This window comes from Streptomyces sp. 5-10 (assembly GCF_014712245.1).
GTDB lineage: Bacteria > Actinomycetota > Actinomycetes > Streptomycetales > Streptomycetaceae > Streptomyces > Streptomyces violaceusniger.
The window spans coordinates 1-18,580 of the sequence record NZ_JACVYG010000036.1 but is presented as its reverse complement, the minus strand read 5'-3'; the positions used below and the strand labels follow the sequence as shown (position 1 = coordinate 18,580).

9 protein-coding genes and 1 pseudogene are annotated in these 18,580 nt (G+C 72.6%); 2 read left to right on the top strand and 8 right to left on the bottom strand.

Translation table 11 applies throughout. From position 1 onward, the window contains the following. Positions 1 to 21: 21 nt before the first annotated feature. The 4 genes and pseudogenes from IEJ02_RS31665 to IEJ02_RS31650 form a co-directional block, all read right to left on the bottom strand. A complete protein-coding gene (locus tag IEJ02_RS31665) occupies positions 22 to 906 on the bottom strand; it encodes a glycosyltransferase family 2 protein (RefSeq protein ID WP_191067964.1) in 885 nt (294 codons plus the stop codon). An 80-nt stretch (positions 907 to 986) separates the two neighbouring features. Beyond that, a pseudogene (locus IEJ02_RS31660) lies at positions 987 to 1,169 on the bottom strand (thiamine pyrophosphate-dependent enzyme); the annotation flags it as partial. 444 nt (positions 1,170 to 1,613) lie between these two features. Then, positions 1,614 to 2,084, bottom strand: coding sequence for a glycine-rich domain-containing protein (locus IEJ02_RS31655; RefSeq protein ID WP_191067963.1), 471 nt, complete (start codon positions 2,082 to 2,084; stop codon positions 1,614 to 1,616). Positions 2,085 to 2,503: 419 nt separating this feature from the next. Continuing rightward, complete coding sequence (locus IEJ02_RS31650; RefSeq protein ID WP_191067962.1) at positions 2,504 to 2,953, bottom strand: hypothetical protein; 450 nt, start codon at positions 2,951 to 2,953, stop codon at positions 2,504 to 2,506. Between the two features lie 171 nt (positions 2,954 to 3,124). Between IEJ02_RS31650 and IEJ02_RS31645 the strand changes: the two genes are divergently transcribed. Continuing rightward, positions 3,125 to 3,802, top strand: coding sequence for a hypothetical protein (locus tag IEJ02_RS31645; protein ID WP_223864816.1), 678 nt, complete (start codon positions 3,125 to 3,127; stop codon positions 3,800 to 3,802). 83 nt (positions 3,803 to 3,885) lie between these two features. Here the strand turns inward: IEJ02_RS31645 and IEJ02_RS31640 are convergent, their stop codons facing one another. The 4 genes from IEJ02_RS31640 to rsgA all read right to left on the bottom strand — a co-directional run bounded on the left by IEJ02_RS31640 (position 3,886) and on the right by rsgA (position 11,020). Further along, positions 3,886 to 5,628 (bottom strand): pyruvate dehydrogenase, encoded by a 1,743-nt coding sequence (locus IEJ02_RS31640; protein ID WP_191067961.1) that lies wholly within the window; start codon positions 5,626 to 5,628, stop codon positions 3,886 to 3,888. Positions 5,629 to 5,726: 98 nt separating this feature from the next. Next, positions 5,727 to 6,770 (bottom strand): protein phosphatase 2C domain-containing protein, encoded by a 1,044-nt coding sequence (locus tag IEJ02_RS50520; RefSeq protein ID WP_317985975.1) that lies wholly within the window; start codon positions 6,768 to 6,770, stop codon positions 5,727 to 5,729. Between the two features lie 1,257 nt (positions 6,771 to 8,027). Continuing rightward, positions 8,028 to 9,479, bottom strand: a complete 1,452-nt coding sequence (locus tag IEJ02_RS31630) for a dihydrolipoyl dehydrogenase family protein (RefSeq protein WP_191067959.1) — start codon at positions 9,477 to 9,479, stop codon at positions 8,028 to 8,030. Between the two features lie 431 nt (positions 9,480 to 9,910). After that, on the bottom strand, positions 9,911 to 11,020 hold the full coding sequence (gene rsgA / locus IEJ02_RS31625) for a ribosome small subunit-dependent GTPase A (RefSeq protein ID WP_191067958.1): 1,110 nt from the start codon (positions 11,018 to 11,020) through the stop codon (positions 9,911 to 9,913). A 403-nt stretch (positions 11,021 to 11,423) separates the two neighbouring features. Here rsgA and IEJ02_RS31620 point away from each other — a divergent pair. After that, positions 11,424 to 18,580 (top strand): type I polyketide synthase (locus IEJ02_RS31620; protein ID WP_191067957.1); only part of this gene is annotated, 7,157 nt, incomplete at its 3' end.

Sequence of the window (18,580 nt, the reverse complement as noted above, 5' to 3'; positions counted from 1 at the left end):
CCGGCGCATACGGTCTGACGGCTATACGACGGGCGGTCGTCCGCAGCGAGTCAGCTGGACGACCGTCCGCCAACTCATCGGCGCCCGGGTGCCGTGCCCCCCGCGCAGCCCTTCGCGTAGCCCGCTCAGAGAAGCGCGGAGGGCCGCGCGGTCGCGGAACCGCCACAGGGTCAGGGCCAGCCAGGTGGGGAGGTTGAAGGGGATGAGAACCCGGGGCAGGTTGCGACGGGCGAGCCAGACACGGTTGCGGGCGTTGAGCCGGTAGAAGGTGACGTGGCGGGCCGGGTTGGTCGCCGGGTGGTGGACGGTGACGGCGGGCAGGTACCGGCCGGTGTAGCCTCGGTCCCACAGTCGCCAGGCCAGGTCGATGCCCTCGTGGAAGAGGAAGAAGTGGCCCGGCCATCCCCCGACGGCCTGGAAGGCGGAGCGGCGGATCAGAACGACGCCTTCGGCCATGACGGTCACGGTGCCGGGCCGAGCGGGGTCGGAGGCCTTCAGCCGGGGCACCCAGCGGCGCTGGGTGACGCCGCTGTTGGGGTCGATGATGCGGGGCTGTACATAAGCGAGCCGGGCGTCGCAGTCGAGTTCGGTGGCGAGCCGGGCCAGGGCGTCGGTGGCTGGGAGGACGGCGTCGTTGTCGAAGAAGAACAGGTAGTCGCGGTCGTCGGTGACAGCGGCGGCGCCGACGTTGCGGCCCTCGGGGATTCCGACGTTCTCCGGCAGTTCGATGGTGCGCACCCCCGCGGGGACCTGGGCAGGGCGGCAGCCGTTGCCGACGACCACCACGTCGAGATCGACGCCCTGCTGAGCCAGCAGGGAGGCCATGGCCCGAGGGAACTCCTCGGGCCGGTCGTTCATGGTCAGCACCACCGCGCCGACCTTGGGACGCGGGGCGCCAGCGGTCACGGAAGGGTCCTCACTACGTACGGGTCACCTCGTGTTCGCGTGACAGTCACCAGAGCGTCACTGTCAGCTCAGGCAGCCTACTGGGCGCCGATCGCCTGCGGCGGCGCGTTGGCCATCGAGCCGTGGGTGAAGGAGCCGATCATCCGGCGGCGGCCGTTGGGGGACAGATAGCGCGCGGCCCACACATTGCACATCCCGGTGTCCACGGTGAAGATCGCGTCATCGGCGGCCTCCTCGTCCAGCACCGACGCCACGAACTCCGGGGTGGATCGGGATCGCCCCAGACGGCGAGGTCCAGCTTGGAGCGGGTTGTCGTACTGGACGAAGGTGCGTATCTCGACGCCATGAGGAAGCCCCGCCCGGCGCCACAGGGAAGCGCACGGACGGGGCCGTTGACGGGTGCTGGCTGACCTACGAGACGACGCCCGTTCCACTGCACCTGCTACACGGGACGGCATACATCGCGCCGTCCTCACCGACAAGCACAGTCGCCGAGAATCGGCGCCGAGCTCGATGAGGCGGTCCCCACCGGCGTCTGCGTCCGGCCCAGCAGCCACAGGCATCGTCCGGGAGTGCTGACGGCGCCTGGAACCGACTCGCGAACCGGACTACGTCGACCGCACGAGGGTTCACCCATTGCGACATAGCGGCCGCCACCTCCTGTAGCCGAGAGTACGTGCCGCGCGTCGGGCTGTCAGCGCGTCAACTCAGTTCGGGCCCGTGTTGCTACAGTCGCCGGTGCATGTGCCCTCGCCTCCGGGCTCACTGTGCTCACATCCGGCCGCGACCAGGATGCTCTGGTCGGTCGGCGCCAGCCACAGCGCGTCATCCACGGTGAACCCCGCCTGGGCGATCATCTCCTGGGTGCGCGTCAGCTCGCCCGCGTCGTGGCGGGACGGGTTCGGCGGCTCCGGCATGTGATGCACGAAATGGCCCAACCCCTCGCACAGCTCGCTGTAGACGCGGGTGTGAAGGATGAGGGCGTGCCAGCCCTCGTCGACCACCCGGGACGGGCGAAGCCGGGCGTCCGGGAAGGCGGCGCAGGTCGCGGTGAACTTGACGGCCTCGTCGACGATCCGCTCGGCCATACCCGGCTCCATGCCGGGGTTGTTGTCCAAGACAGTCCGGATCACTCCGGCCCGCTTGGGTCGTTCCAGTAACGCAGTAACGTTGCTCATACGCGTGCCTCTTCTCTGTGAGTGGTGCGCTGCCCTCGTCCCGGTCACTGGCCACCAACCATCCGACCGGGACGAGGTTGTGTGCGACCCCCGCCCCTCATCCCGTCGCACGTCACCGAGACTCGGAGCAGGGACCACGGTCCGAAAGGAGCCGACCAAGGTACTTCCGGACCGCTTCCTGCCTGCCAGGCGTTCCAGCACCCAACAGGTAGGGGTTTACGCGGGAGCCTCCGAGATGATCACGGCATGCGCGTCTTCGAGGCTCCTCGACGAGTCCGCCAGATACCACGACGACGCCCTGATGGCCGCGCGTCCCCGGTCCTCGAACGACACCGCAGCCTCACGGGGTGCCAAGGTCGCGACGCGCTTGACCGCTTCTCGTCGGGACAGGTAGTCGACGCCCCGGCCAGGGAACCAGCTCATGCCGTCGCCCCGTCATGCCGGACCAGCGTCGCACCCGGGCCGATCTGCTTCCCGCTAGCGCGAAGCCGACGCACAACCACGTCTCGCGAGTTGCCAGGGGCTTGCTCGTCACTGAGGGCTACGCACACACCTCCGACGTCGCTGACCGTCTGCCGCAGTGTGTTACGCGCTGCCTCGTCGAACGCGATCCGATGCCAGTCGGCGACGAGACAGATGATTCGCCGCTCCCGGCCCTCGTGCTCCATCGCGGCGACCATGCCCGTCCAGAACGTCCGTCGCAGGGCTACAGCGTTGGCCCCGCGGTCCACCCACTGCCCCGCGACTGTCCACCCCAGTTCGCGGGCGAACTGACGACAGGTGAGGATCCGATCATCCGCTGAATCCTCTGCTGTGACCTCACGGTCGTAGATGAATGCGAGGATCGGCTTCGTTGCGTCGCTGTCCATGTACATACTGTCGCCGCCTTGACAGGACGTTTGAACCTCTCGGGACGGGACAGCCAGGACAGCTTCACGCTATGGTCCCAAGTGTCCCAAACATCCGGGGGAGGAATCTTGAACGAAGCCCTTCGAAATGCTATGGCGCAAGCGGAGGTAAGTACTAGCCGCCTCGCTCGTATGGTGGGAGTGTCCACCAAGACAGCGGAGCGCTGGTTGAAGGATCCCGGTCGGGCTCCACATCCCGACACGAGGATCGCCGTCGCTAAGGCGTTAGGAGCAGATGAGGGCATGCTGTGGCCAAGGGCAGCCAGATCGGTTGTCAAGACGGGGGCAAGCCGCGAAATCATCCAAGCCTATCCATACCGCAATGCCTGCCCCACGACCGTGTGGGGGCAGTTGATCGACGCCGCGACACACTGCATCACCTTTGCCGGATACACCAACTACTTCGTCTGGCAGGAGCAATCACGTCTCGTCGACCGGTTGGCAGCCAAAGCGGCGGCTGGTTGTGCTGTGCACTTCCTCATCGGCGACCCGGAATCAGAGGTGACTCGGCGTCGAGAGGAGATCGAGGGCGTCCCACTCACCGTCAGCACACGCATCCAGATCACCCTTGATGCGCTGTCGAAGCTGAAGCATATTGACGGCGTCGACGCTCGGTTCAGTGATGATCACATTGCCTTGTCGGTGTTCAGCTTCGACTCCGAAATGCTGGTGACTCCGCACCTGTCGAGTCTGCTCGGCCATGAGTCACCGATGTTCCACCTGCATCGGATGGGCGACGATGGGCTGTACGACCGATTCGCCGGCCACGTGTCCGCACTCTGGGAGAACGGACGGCCCGTCTGGGAGTAGCCACCCGGAACGCAAACAGCCCCCGCCGGATGATCCCGACGGGGCTGCTGCGTTACTGGTCATTTCGTCTGGCGGGAGGCCGGTCAGGGGCGCGGTACGTTGCGGAGGTTGGAGCGGGCCATTTGGAGCATTCGGCCGACGCCGCCTTCCAGCACCATCTTGCTGGCCGAGAGCGCGAAGCCGGTCACCATCTCGGCCTTGATCTTGGGTGGGATGGACAGCGCGTTGGGGTCCGTGACGATGTCCAGGAGCGCGGGCCCCTTGTGGTGCAGTGCGGCGCGCAGCGCGGACCGCAGGCGCTTGGGCTTCTCCACCCGCTCGCCGTACACCCCGGCGGCGCGGGCGATCTGGGCGAAGTCGGGGTTGCGGTAGCCCGTGCCGTGCGCGGGCAGGCCCGAGACCAGCATCTCCAGCTCGACCATGCTCAGCGCGGAGTTGTTGAAGAGGATCACCTTCACCGGCAGGTCGTACTGGACGAGGGTGAGGAAGTCGCCCATCAGCATGGTGAATCCGCCGTCGCCGGACATTGAGATCACCTGGCGGCGGCGGTCCATGAACTGGGCGCCGATCGCCTGCGGCAGTGCGTTGGCCATCGAGCCGTGGGTGAAGGAGCCGATCATCCGGCGGCGGCCGTTGGGGGACAGATAGCGGGCGGCCCACACATTGCACATCCCGGTGTCCACGGTGAAGATCGCGTCGTCGGCGGCCTCCTCGTCCAGCACCGACGCCACGAACTCCGGGTGGATCGGGATGTGCTTGTCGACCCGGCGGGTGTACGCCTTGACCACGCCCTCCAGCGCGTCGGCGTGCTTCTTCAGCATGCGGTCGAGGAAGCGGCGGTCGGTCTTGGGGTGCACCTTCGGCGTCAGACAGCTCAGCGTCTCCCGGACGTCGCCCCAGACGGCGAGGTCCAGCTTGGAGCGGCGGCCGAGGTGTTCGGCGCGGACGTCCACCTGTACGGTCCGCACATCGGCGGGCAGGAAGGCGCCGTACGGGAAGTCGGTGCCCAGCAGGATCAGCAGATCGCATTCGTGGGTGGCCTCGTACGCCGCGCCGTAGCCGAGCAGACCGCTCATGCCGACGTCGTAGGGGTTGTCGTACTGGATCCACTCCTTGCCACGCAGGGCGTGCCCCACCGGCGCCTTCAGCAGCTCGGCGAAGGCCATCACCTCCTCGTGCGCCCCGGCGCAGCCCCGGCCGCAGAAGAGCGTCACCCGCCCCGCCTCGTTGACCATGCGGGCGAACCGGTCGATCTCCTCGTCCCCCGGGCGCACGGTGGGCCGGGACGTCACCAGGGCGTGCTCCTCGGCACGCTCGGGCGCCGGGCGGGCGGCGATGTCGCCGGGGAGTGCCACCACACTCACCCCGCTGCGGCCGATCGCGTGCTGGACGGCGGTCTGCAGGACGCGCGGCATCTGCTGGGGGTGGGAGATCAGCTCGCAGTAGTGGCTGCACTCCTGGAACAGCCGCTCGGGGTGGGTCTCCTGGAAGTAGCTGGTGCCGATTTCGCTGCTGGGGATGTGCGAGGCGAGCGCGATGACCGGGGCCATGGAGCGGTGGGCGTCGTAGAGCCCGTTGATCAGATGGACGTGCCCGGGGCCGCAGGAGCCCGCGCAGGCGGCGAGGGAGCCGGTGAGCTGCGCCTCGGCACCGGCGGCGAAGGCGGCGGTCTCCTCGTGCCGCACCTGGATCCAGTCGATCGCGGCGTTGCGGCGGACCGCGTCCACCACGGGGTTGAGGCTGTCGCCGACGACGCCGTACAGCCGCCGCACACCGGCGCGCACCAGGATGTCCACGTATTGCTCCGCCACGGTCTGCTTGGCCATCGCGCGCCCTCATCCCTCTCGTCGTCCAGGGTCGATGGGATCGGTGACGCGTGTCCGCCACCTTGTACCTCTTGTCCATCAACCCATGGACGGCGCGCTTACGCCTCCCAGACGGCGGCCGCCGTACGGTCGTCGGCGTAGCCCTTCACCCCGGTCTGGACGTCGGCGAGGAACGCGGCGAGACCCGGTGCCTCCGCGGTGTCCCAGCGTTCGGCCAGGCGATCGGCGAGGGCGGCCTCGCCGCGCAGGGGCTCGGCGAGGCCCGCGCTGCACAGCAGCAGGGTGTCGCCCGGCCGGGCGACGGAGGCGCGGAACCGGAAGGGCCCGTGGACGGGCTCGGACTCGGGTGGCGGCGTGGGGTCGGGGTCGGCGTCGAGGTCGGGGGCCTGCTGAGGATGCTGGGGCTCGTGGGCCGCTCGCTGAACGGGTGGGCGACCGCTCCCATAGCCGATGACGGGTCCGCCGACGGTGTCCCGCTCGCCCCCGTCGGGCTCCAGGTCCTGCCACACGCCGTCCCGCAGCCGGAAGAGCCCGCCGTCGCCGACGCCGAAGAACACCCGGGTACGGCAGGCCGGATGCGCCGGGAGCAGGAGGCAGCGCACCGAGGCGGTGTGGTCGGCGGGGGCGAGGCCGCGTACGGTCGCGCCGGCGCGCAGCCGCCCGTAGGCGCGGTCGGTGAGCCGGTGCAGCCCGGAGCTGAGGGCGCCGCGGTTGGCGGTGTGGATGTCCTCCGTCAGCCGGGCCTGGTTGCCGCCGACCGCCCCGGCGATCCACTCGCACAGCTCGCGCGCCACCCGATGCGCCCCCGGCGCCGCGCGCTGCCCGCTCGCCACGGCCACCAGGATGAGGGCGCTGTCCCCGGTCCCGAACCGCACCGCGAGCAGCGCATCGCGCCGCGGCTCGCCCCGGTAGCGGGCCGCGTCCCCGCGCAGGGAGGCGGCCCGCAGCGTCAGCGTGCCGTACCGGGCGCCCTCGAGCACGGTGTCGGGGACCACGTCCCGGAGATCCTCCGGATCGGTGACGGGAAGCGTGGTCGGCTCGGTCTCGTACGTGGGCGGCTCGTCCCCGACGTACGAGGCCGTCGCGGCCCGCCAGGGCCGCGACGGATCCGCCCGCAACGCCCCCTCCGGCGGAGGCGGCACCCCGGCCCCACGCGGTCCCGAGGACGGCACGGGCGGCCTCGGCACCCCGCCGCGCCTGGGTGGGCCGCCCGAGCGACCGCCCCCGGGCGCACCCGCGGGGCCGGTGCGCCCGGGCCCGCTTCCCGGGCTCGTGGGCCCGGGGGCGCCCGCCGGGTTTGTGGGCTCGGACGCGCCCGACCGGCCCACGGATCCGGGTGAGCTCCCCCGGCTGGTGGGCCCGGGCGCGCCCGCCGGACTCATGGATCCGGGCGCACCCGACCGGCTCGCGGGTCCGGGTGAGCTCTCCCATCTGGTGGGCCCGGGCGCGCCCGCCGGGCCCGTGGGTCCGGGCGCGCCCGCCGGGCCCGTGGGTCCGGGCGCGCCCGCCGGGCTTGCGGACCCAGGTGCGCCCGCCAGGCCCGTGGGTCCGGGCGAACTTCCCGGCCTCATGGGTCCCGGCGCGCGTCCCGGCCCGGCACCGGAACCCCCGCGGCCCTCGGAGGGCGGGGCCGCACCGGACCCCGCGCAGCTGCCCCGCGAGGGCGATGCGGCGTCGGGCCCCGCGCGGTCCTGGGTGGGCAGTGTGGCACCGGGCTCCTCCTCGGCGGGAGATCGCCACCCCTGCGGGCCACCTCCGGCGTCGGCGGCGGGGCCCGGGGCGGCACCGCCCGGCTCCCCCGTCCGCGGGCCCCAGGGGGCGCCCGCGGCCGGTCTCTGGTTACTGGCGTCCTTATCGCCGGCGAGCGTGCGGGAGGCCGAATCGAACCGCTCGTCCACGGAGTCGGAGGCCGCGGCGGGCCCCGCGTCGGCACGACGCGGGTCGTACAACTCGCCCCACCAGTCGTCCTCGTGACGGCGTCGGTCGCCCTGCTGGCTCATCCCCACATTGTCCACAGGGAGGCTCCACGGGAACACCACGCGATGACCGGCCCGAGGCGGGCTACTCCCCTCCCCGCCCCTTCCCGAAACTGGTGCTCCGCCCCAGACCCCGGGTTCCAGGGGCGGGGCCCCTGCCACGCGGCGGAACCGCATATCGACGCCGCGGGAAGGGGCGGGGAGGGGAGACCGCGACCAGGAGACCGGCACCAGGAGACCAGGACCGGGAGACCGAGACCAGGAGACCGAGACCAGAGGAGGCCGGGCCGGGAGGCCAGGACCGGGGGGCCAGGACCGGGAGGCCGGGGCCAGGAGGTCGGGGCCAGAACGCTGGGGCCGTTCATCGGTAGGCCGGGGCCGAAGCGGCCGGGCGGCCCTGGCCCGAGCACCCGCAGCCCGGCCTCACCCCCGGTACGCCTCCAGCAGCCGGAGCCAGATCTCGCTGATCGTGGGGAATGACGGCACCGCGTGCCAGAGGCGGTCGATGGGGACCTCGCCCGCTACCGCGACCGTCGCCGAGTGGAGCAGTTCGCTGACCCCGGGACCCACGAAGGTGACGCCGATCAGGTGGCCCCGGTCCAGGTCGACGACCATGCGGGCGCGGCCGCGGTAGCCGTCGGCGAAGAGCACCGCGCCCTCGACCTGGCCCATGTCGTAGTCGACGACGCGGATGTTGCGGCCCTCGGACTCGGCCTGCTCCGCGGTGAGCCCGACCGCGGCGACCTCCGGGTCGGTGAAGACGACCTGGGGTACGGCCGCCTCGTCCGCGGTCGTCGCGTACTCGCCCCAGCGGCCCGTGTCCAGCCGCTCGACGCCCCGCGCGCGGGCCCCGATCGCCGCGCCCGCGATGCGCGCCTGGTACTTGCCCTGGTGGGTGAGGAGCGCGCGGTGGTTGATGTCGCCCGCCGCGTACAGCCAGCCGTCGGGGACGTCCTTCACGCGGCAGGTCTCGTCGACCGTCAGCCAGCCGCCCGGTTCGAGCCCCACCGTCTCCAGGCCCAGATCCGCGGTGTGCGGGGCGCGCCCGGTGGCGAAGAGCACCTCGTCCGCCTCGAGCTGTTCCCCGCTCTCCAGGGTCACCGTGACCGGTCCCTCCGCCCCGCCCGGCCGGGCGAGCCCCTTCACCGACGTACCGGTGCGGATCTCGGCCCCGGCCTCCCGCAGCGTCTCGGCGACCAGCTCGCCCGCGAACGGCTCGATCCGGGCCAGCAGCCCGGAGCCGCGCACCAGCACGGTGACGCGCGAGCCGAGGCCGCACCAGGCCGTGGCCATCTCGGCGGCCACGACACCGCCGCCCACGATGATCAGCCGGCCCGGCACCGTGCCGGCGCTGGTGGCCTCCCGGCTGGTCCAGGGCCGAGCCTCGGCGATCCCGGGCATGTCGGGCAGCGCGGCCCCGGTGCCGGTGCAGAGGGCCACGGCGTGGCGCGCGGTGAGGGTCCGCTCCTCGCCACCGGATCCGTCCTGCGGCGTCACCGCGACCCGCCGCGGCCCGACCAGCCGCCCGTGGCCGCGCACCAGGTCGATCCCGGCCGACTCCAGCCAGGTGAGCGCACCGTCGTCCTTCCAGTTGCCGACCTGCTTGTCGCGGTGGGCGAAGACGTCGGCCGCCGCCAGCGACCCCCCGACCGCCTCCCGCACCCCCGGCACCTGGCGTGCCTCGGCCCGCGCGAGCACCGGGCGCAACAGCGACTTACTGGGGACGCAGGCCCAGTACGAACACTCACCACCGACCAGCTCCCGCTCCACGATCACCGTGGAGAGCCCGGCGGCGCGGGTCCGGTCGGCCAGATTCTCACCGACCGGGCCCGCGCCCAGCACGATGACGTCGTACTCGTCCGTGGCCTGATTCATCGCAACCCGCTCTCTCGCTCGTATCACGGTCGCAGGGCCTTCCGGGGGCCTCGCAGGGTCATCGTGGCGTCGAGTTACCGCGCACGGCCACCCCAATCGGCGTTTCGGCCGCGCGCTCTCGACACGCGGGAGGTCCTGGCCCCGTCCCGCGTCCCCTGCGGACGGGGCGCGGCCGCGCGTGGGCTGATGGCCGACCCGCGCCGACGAGCCGGGGTGGGCACAACCCACCCACCGGCCCGCCCCGACTAACGAAACCCCGCCCCGGGACGCGCGCATCCCACCCCCCGGAGCCCGGGGAGGGCGGCCCCACGGCCCGAAGCCCAGGGACGCGTGCATCCCACGACCCGGAGCCCAGGGACGGCCACCCCACGACCCGAAGCCCAGGGACGGCGGCCCACGACCCGAGCCCCGGGACGCGCGTACCGTTACCGCTACCGCCCGCGCATCGGCCCCCGCTTGCGCTCCCCCATGTGGCGGCCGAGCGCCTGCCGCTGCTTCCAGTCCCGCCGCAGCTCGGCACGCAGCCGTGCGTCCGTACGGGCCGCGAGCCGCTCGTTCTCGCGGAGCAGCTTGCGGTAGCTCTCCAGCCGCCGCTCGGGCAGTGAGCCGTCGTCGATCGCGGCGAGCACCGCGCACCCGGGCTCGGCCCGGTGGGCGCAGTCGGGGAAGCGGCACCCCTCGGCGAGCGCCTCGATCTCGGCGAACGCCTGTGCGACACCGCCCCCGGCGTCCCACAGCCCCACCCCGCGCAGCCCGGGGGTGTCGATCAGCACCCCGCCCGAGGGCAGGGGCAGCAGATCGCGGGTGGTCGTGGTGTGCCGCCCCTTGCCGTCGCTGTCGCGGATCGCCCGTACGTCCTGGACGGCCTCGCCCACCAGCGCGTTCGCCAGCGTGGACTTGCCCGCGCCGGACTGGCCGAGCAGTACCGAGGTGCCGGAGGCGAGCAGGGCGCCCAGTTCCTCCAGCCCCTCCCCCGTCGCGGAGCTGACGGGCAGCACCCGCACGCCGGGCGCCGCCGTCTCGGTGTCGGACACCAGATGGGCGAGGGTGTCCGGGTCGGGCACCAGATCGGCCTTGGTGAGGACGAGCAGCGGCTGGGCGCCGCTCTCCCAGGCCAGCGCGGTGAACCGCTCCACCCGGCCCAGGTCGAGCTCGGCGGCGAGGGACACGGCGATGACGGCGTGGTCGGCGTTGGCCGCCAGCACCTGGCCGTCCGAGCGCTTGGAGGAGGTGGACCGTACGAGGGCGGTACGGCGCGGCAGCAGCGTACGGACGTAGGCCGGATCGCCCTCGGCGTCCACGGCGACCCAGTCGCCGGTGCACACGATCCGCATCGGATCGCGCGGCGTCACCAGCTCGGTGTCGGCGCGCGCCGGGCCGCTCGGGGTGACCAGATCGCACTGGCCACGGTCCACCCGGATCACCCGGCCGGGCACCAGGCCCCGTTCGGCGTACGGGGTGAACGCCTCCGCCCAGCCGTCGTCCCAGCCATAGACGGCGAGGGAGTACGGAGACGCGGAGTCGGAGGAAGTGTGGAACACGGAGGAAACCCTTCGAAGGGCGGCCTCCGAAGAGGTGTCAGCCGGAGACCGCAGGGGTGGAAATGAGGAACTCCTGAACGCGAGCGGCGCTCGCCACCGAGACCGTCATCAATGTCCTCACCTCCTGCTTTCCTCAACGCGCGGCAACGCGGGCCAACACGGCCCGCACGGAACGGGGAAACCGTAGCCCATCCCCACGCGGGGCGCCATCCGTTTTTCTTTCGGCCGAAAACGAAGGGCCGCCTTCAACCACCGTGTGACCAGGGGAACGTGCCTTCGGACGGCGACCCCCGAACATGCTTGCGCACCCGTCGGACGCTGAGGTACCTTCGCGGCAGTTGATCTTTGTTTTTCACGCGCGATAAATGGGTCAGGTCACCAGGTCACGGGGGAGTGTACCTAGTTGTCCACAGTCGCCGATTCGCCATGGCAGCACGCTGTCCATGATTCGGTAGCGGTCATCGGTTTCTCTTGTCGTTTACCGGGGGCCGGGACACCCGGGGAATTCTGGCGGCTGCTCAGCGAGGGCGCGGACGCGGTCACTTCCGTACCGGAAGAGCGGTGGACTCGGCGTCAATCCGACGGCGGGTCCGGTGCCGGAACCGAAGCCGGAGTCGAAGTGAGGACGGCCGGAGCCGAAGCGGGGACGGAATTCGGCGCCTTCCTCGACGAGGTGGATCACTTCGACGCCGACTTCTTCGGCATATCGCCGCGCGAGGCCGCCGCCATGGACCCCCAGCAGCGGCTGATGCTCGAACTGGGCTGGGAAGCCCTGGAGGACGCGGGCCTCACACCGGCCCGGCTCGCCCGAGGGCGGACCGGGGTGTTCGTCGGCGCCATCAACGACGACTACGCCACGCTGCTGCGGCGCCACGGCGGCGACTCCGCGGTCACCCATCACACCCTGACCGGCCTCCAGCGCGGCATGATCGCCAACCGGCTCTCCTATCTGCTGGGCACCCGCGGCCCCAGCATGGTGGTGGACTCGGGCCAGTCGTCCTCGCTGGTCGCGGTGCACACGGCGTGCCAGAGCCTGCGCAACGGCGAATGCGACACCGCGCTCGCGGGCGGTGTCCACCTCAATCTGGCGTACGACGGCGCGCTGAGCGCCGCACGCTTCGGCGGGCTCTCCCCCGACGGCAGGTGCTTCACCTTCGACGCCCGGGCCAACGGCTTCGTGCGCGGCGAGGGCGGCGGTCTGGTGCTGCTCAAACCCCTCGCCCGCGCGCTCGCCGACGGCGACCGCATCCATGGGGTGCTGCGCGGCGGCGCGGTCAACAACGACGGCGGCGGGGACAGTCTCACCACGCCCAGCCGGACCGCCCAGGCGGAGGTGTTGCGCCGGGCGTACGCCGCGGCCGGGGTCGCCCCCGACGAGGTCCAGTACGTCGAACTGCACGGCACCGGCACGCCCGTCGGCGACCCCGTCGAGGCGGCGGCGCTGGCCGAGGCGATCGGCGCGGCGCGGACGAAGGACCGCCCGCTGCTGGTGGGGTCCGCCAAGACGAACGTGGGTCATCTGGAAGGGGCCGCGGGGATCACCGGCCTGATCAAGGTCCTGCTCTCCCTGAAGGCGGCGCACCTCCCGCCCAGCCTCAACTTCCGCTCCCCCAACCTCGCGATTCCGCTGGAGGAGTGGAATCTGCGGGTGCAGACCGAGCTGTCGGCGTGGCCGCGCCCGGACGCACCGCTGATCGCCGGCGTGTCGTCCTTCGGCGTCGGCGGGACCAACGCCCATGTCGTCGTGGAGCAGGCCCCGGCGGTCCCACTCCCCCTCGCCACGAGTGCGGCCGAAGGCGCTGCGGGCGCGTGGGGTGGTGACGTACTGCCGTGGGTGATCTCAGGGCGCACGGCGATCGGACTGCGGGCACAGGCCACCCGGTTGAGGTCGTTCGCGGGGGACGGTGCGGCGGACGGCGACGCCTCCCCCGCCGACATCGGATGGTCGCTCGCCGAGCACCGGACGGCCCTGGAGCACCGTGCCGTGGTGGTGGCCGGGGACCGCGACGGGTTCCTGGCCGGGCTGGACGCGCTGGCCTCCGGTGAGCCGTCCGCCCATGTGATCCATGGGGTGGCCGGCGAGGCGGACACGGGTCCGGTGTTCGTCTTCCCGGGGCAGGGCTCGCAGTGGGTGGGCATGGCCGCCGAACTGCTCGACGCCTCACCCGTGTTCGCCGCATCCATCGACCGCTGCGCCCGGGCCCTGGCCCCGCACACCGGCTGGGACCTCCTCGACGTCCTGCGGGAGGCCGAGGACGGCGCCGCGCTGGAGCGCGTGGAGGTGCTACAGCCCGTGCTCTGGGCCGTGATGGTCTCGCTGACGCGGGTGTGGCGTTCGCTGGGCGTCGTCCCGTCGGCCGTCGTGGGCCACTCACAGGGCGAGATCGCGGCCGCGTGCGTGGCCGGAGCGCTGTCGCTGGAGGACGGTGCCCGGTTGATCGCCGTACGCAGCCGGATCGCCGGGGCACTGATCGGCCGGGGCGGTCTCGCGTCCATCGGCGCGTCGGAGGAGCGGGCGGCCGAACTGCTCGCGGGCCGCGACGACGTATGGATCGCCGCGGTCAACGGACCCGGCGCGACGGTGGTCGGGGGCAGTCTGGAGGGGCTGGCCGAGGTCACGGCCAGGGCGGAGGCCGCCGGGCTGCGCCACCGCGGGGTGGCCACGGCGTACGCCTCGCACACCCCGCATGTCGAGGCGATCCGCGAGGAGTTCCTGCGGCTCGCGGCGCCGGTCGCGCCGCGTGCCGGGGACGTGCCGATGTACTCGACGGTCACCACCGCCCCCATCGCGGGCGAGGCGCTGGACGCCGAGTACTGGTACCGCAACCTCCGCGAACAGGTCCGCTTCCACGACACCGTCCAGAACCTGATCGCGGATGGCAACTCCCTCTTCCTGGAGAGCAGTTCGCACCCGGTGCTCACCACCGCCGTCCAGGACACGGGTGGTCTCGCCGTCGGGACCCTGCGCCGGGGCGAGGGCGGCACGCGGCGGCTGCTGCTCTCGCTGGCCGAACTGTGGGTGCGGGGAGCCGCCCCGGACTGGGCGCGGGTGTTCGCCGGGACCGGCGCCCGCCGGACCGAACTACCCGGCCGCGCCTTCCACCGGCGGCGCCACTGGTTCGACGCCGTGGACGCCGTGGACGCCGTGGCGTCTCCGGCGGCCACGGACGCCGCGCCGGGGGCTGTGGGCGCTGCGAGGGTTACGGGCGCTCCAGGGGCTGAGGACGTTGCGGGGGGTGCGGGTGTTCCGGGGGCCGCGGGCGCTGTGGGTGTTCCGGGGGCCGCGGGCCTTGATGTGGCTCATCAGGTGCGGGCCCAGGCCGCCGCCGTCCTCGGACATACGACGGTGGCCGAGCTCGACACCGGACGGACCTTCAAGGACCTCGGCTTCGACTCGATCTCGCTCAGCGATCTGTGCAACCGCATCAACGCCACGCTGGGCACCCGCCTCTCCCCCGCCGCGCTCTTCAGCCACCCGACCCCGGCCAAGCTGGCGGAACACCTCACCGCCACCACCGCCGGTCCGTCCTCCGCGCCCACCGCGGAGGCCGCCACCGCCACCGCCACCGCCACCGCCACCGACGAGCCGATCGCCATCATCGCGATGAGCTGCCGCCTCCCCGGTGGCGTGCGCTCCCCGGAGGACCTGTGGCGGCTGGTTGCGGACGGACGGGACGCCATCTCACCGTTCCCGGACGACCGGGGGTGGGATCTGGAACGGCTGCACGGCACCGAGGGCGCCGGCAGCAGCTTCGCCCGGAGCGGTGGATTCGTCGACGGGGCCACGGACTTCGACGCCCGCTTCTTCGGCATCTCCCCGCGCGAGGCCCTGGCGATGGACCCCCAGCAGCGGCTGCTGCTGGAGACCTCCTGGGAGTTGCTGGAACGGGCGGGCATCGCGCCCGACGCGCTGCGCGCCACCCGTACCGGTGTGTTCGTCGGCACCATGGACCAGGAGTACGGGCCACGGCTGCACGAGGCGCCGGAGGCGGTGGACGGCTATCTCCTCACCGGCAAGACCGCCAGTGTGGCCTCCGGCCGTATCGCCTATCTGCTCGGGCTCACCGGCCCCGCCATCACCCTGGACACGGCCTGCTCGTCATCGCTGGTGGCCCTGCATCTGGCGGTGCAGTCGCTGCGGCGCGGAGAGTCCTCGCTGGCCCTGGCCGGTGGGGTGACCGTCCTCAACACCCCGGGAATCTTCACCGAGTTCAGCCGTCAGGGCGGGCTGGCCCGCGACGGCCGGTGCAAGGCATTCGCGGCCGGGGCCGATGGCACCGGAATGGCGGAGGGCGTGGGGCTTCTGCTGATGGAGCGGCTGTCCGACGCCCGCCGCAACGGCCATCGCGTGCTCGGCGTGATCCGTGGCACGGCGGTCAACCAGGACGGCGCCTCGAACGGCCTCACCGCGCCCAACGGCCTCTCCCAGGAGCAGGTGGTCCGGCAGGCGCTGGCGGACGCGGGCCTGTCGCCGTCCGATGTGGATGTGATCGAGGCACACGGCACGGGTACGGCGCTCGGCGATCCGATCGAGGCACAGGCGCTGCTCGCCACGTACGGCCGGAACCGGCCCGCCGACCGGCCCGCGCTGCTGGGCTCGGTGAAGTCCAACATCGGCCACACCCAGGCGGCGGCCGGAGTCGCGGGCGTCATCAAGGCGATCATGGCGATGCGCCACGGTGTCGTCCCCGCCACGCTGCATGTGGACGAGCCGACGCCGCACGTGGACTGGGCCTCCGGTGGTGTGGAGCTGGTGACGGCGGAGCGCCCGTGGCCGGAGGCCGGACGGGCGCGGCGGGCCGGAGTCTCGTCGTTCGGCATCAGCGGGACCAACGCCCATGTGGTCCTGGAGGAGGCCCCATCGGCCCCCGTCCCCGCCTCCGTCCCCACCCCCGTCGCTGATCCCGCCCATCGACTCGTCGGGACGGAGGGTGTGCTGCCGTGGGTGGTGTCGGGCCGGACGCCCGCCGCGCTGCGGGCGCAGGCGGCCCGGCTGGGCGCGTTCGCCGCCACCTCCGACGCCACGCCGTCGGACATCGCGTGGGCGCTGGCGACGCGGCGGGCCGCCATGGAACACCGTGCGGTGGTGGTGGCCGGGGACCGGGACGACGTCCTGGCCGGGCTCGAGGCGATCGCCGCCGGGGAGCCCTCCGCTCATGTGGTCAGTGGGGTGTCCGCCGGGTCGGCCGCCGGTCCGGTGTTCGTCTTTCCGGGGCAGGGGTCGCAGTGGGTGGGCATGGCCGCCGAACTGCTCGACGCCTCAACCGCATTCACCGAATCCATCGACCGGTGCGCGCAAGCGCTGGCGCCCCACATCGACTGGGATCTGCTCGATGTGCTGCGGGCGACCGGGGATGAGGCGGCGCTGGAGCGGGTGGATGTGGTCCAGCCCGCCCTCTGGGCCGTCATGGTGTCCTTGGCCCAGGTGTGGCGTTCGCTCGGCGTCGAGCCCGCCGCCGTCATCGGCCACTCCCAGGGCGAGATCGCGGCCGCGTGTGTGGCCGGTGTGCTCTCGTTGGAGGACGGCGCACGGCTCGTGGCGCTGCGCAGCCGCCTCATCGCGCGGGAACTCGCCGGACTCGGCGGCATGGTCTCCCTCGCCACCTCCGCCGACCGGGCACACGACCTGCTGACCGGCCGCGAGGACGTCTGGGTCGCGGCCGTCAACGGGCCCACCTCCACGGTCATCGCCGGGAGTCCCACCGGGCTCGCCGAGGCCACGGCGAAGGCCGAGGCCATCGGGGTCCGGACCCGTGCGATCGCCGTCGACTACGCGTCCCACACCCCGCACGTCGAACGCATCCGGGAACAGCTCCTCCAACTCGCCGCACCCATCACCCCCCGCACCGGCGACATCCCCCTGTACTCCACCGTCACCGCCGCCCTCATCGACGGCGGGACCCTCGACGCCGAGTACTGGTACCGCAACCTCCGCGAACAGGTCCGCTTCCACGACACGCTGCGGACGCTGCTGGCCGACGGCCACACCCTCTTCCTGGAGTCCAGCCCCCACCCCGTCCTCACCACCGCCGTCGAGGAAACCGGCCACGCCGCCGACCAGCCCGTGCTCGCCACCGGCACCCTGCGCCGTGACCACGGCGGCACCCGGCGGCTCCTCACCGCCCTCGCCACCCTGTGGGCCCACGGTGTGACCCCCGACTGGACGGCGGTGTTCGCGCCCGGTGGCGCCGCCACAGCCGTCGATCTGCCCACCTACGCCTTCCAGCGCGAGCGCTACTGGCTCGCGCCCGTCGGTCCCGGCTCCGCCGTGCGGGTCGAGCTGCCGTCCGCCACCGTGGCGGCCGAAGGGCCCGAGGCGCCTGAGGCGCTTGAGGGCTTCGCACGCCGGGTGGCCGACGCGGCCGAGGGCGCGCCCCGGCTGCGGGTGGTGCTGGACGAGGTGTGCCGCCACGCGGCCGCCGTGCTGGGGATGTCCTCGGTGGACGAGGTGGAGACGCGGAAGGTCTTCCGGGACCTCGGCTTCGACTCGCTGACCGCCGTGGAGCTGCGGAACCGGCTGGCCGGGGCGACGGGTGTGGCGCTCGCGCCGTCCGTCGTCTTCGACTATCCGACGCCCCTGACACTGGCCCGGCATCTGCTGGACCGGATCACGGGCGGGGACACCGCCGGAGCGGGCGGGGACACCGCCGGAGCGGGCCCGTACACGCCGGGCGCCGTTGCGCCGGGGGTGCCGGGTGCGCCGGGTGTGCCGGGGGCGGCCGCCCTGGACGAGCCGATCGCGATCGTGGCCACGAGCTGCCGGTTCCCCGCGGGCGTACGGTCGCCCGAGGACCTGTGGCGGCTGCTGCTGTCCGACCAGGACACGCTCTCCGCGTTCCCCGCCGACCGCGGCTGGGATCTCGACGCGCTCCACCACCCCGACCCCGAACGCCCCGGCAGCAGCTATGTCCACCAGGGCGGATTCCTCCCGGACGCCGCCGACTTCGATGCCGACTTCTTCGGCATCTCGCCACGCGAGGCGATGGCGATGGACCCCCAGCAGCGGCTGCTGCTGGAGACCTCCTGGGAGGCGCTGGAACACGCGGGCATCGACCCGCTGTCGCTGCGCGGCAGCCGCACCGGGGTGTTCATCGGCCTCGTACCGCACGGCTACGGCGGTGAGGGCGCCGACACCGAGGGCTCCGAGGGCTACCTCTTCACCGGAGCGGCGGGAAGCGTGGCATCCGGCCGGATCGCCTACAGCCTCGGCCTGACCGGCCCGGCCGTCACGGTGGACACGGCGTGTTCGTCCTCGTTGGTGGCCCTGCATCTGGCCGTACAGGCGCTGCGCAACGGCGACTGCGGGATGGCGCTCGTGGGTGGCGTCTCGGTGATCTCCACACCGGGTGTGTTCACCGAGTTCAGCCACCAGCGCGGGCTCGCCCCCGACGGCCGCTGCAAGCCCTTCGCGGCGGCCGCGGACGGCACCGCGTGGGCGGAGGGCGTGGGCGTGCTGCTGGTCGAGCGGCTGTCGGAGGCCCGCCGCGGCGGCCACCAGGTGCTGGCCGTCATCCGGGGCACGGCGATCAACCAGGACGGCGCCTCCAACGGCCTCACCGC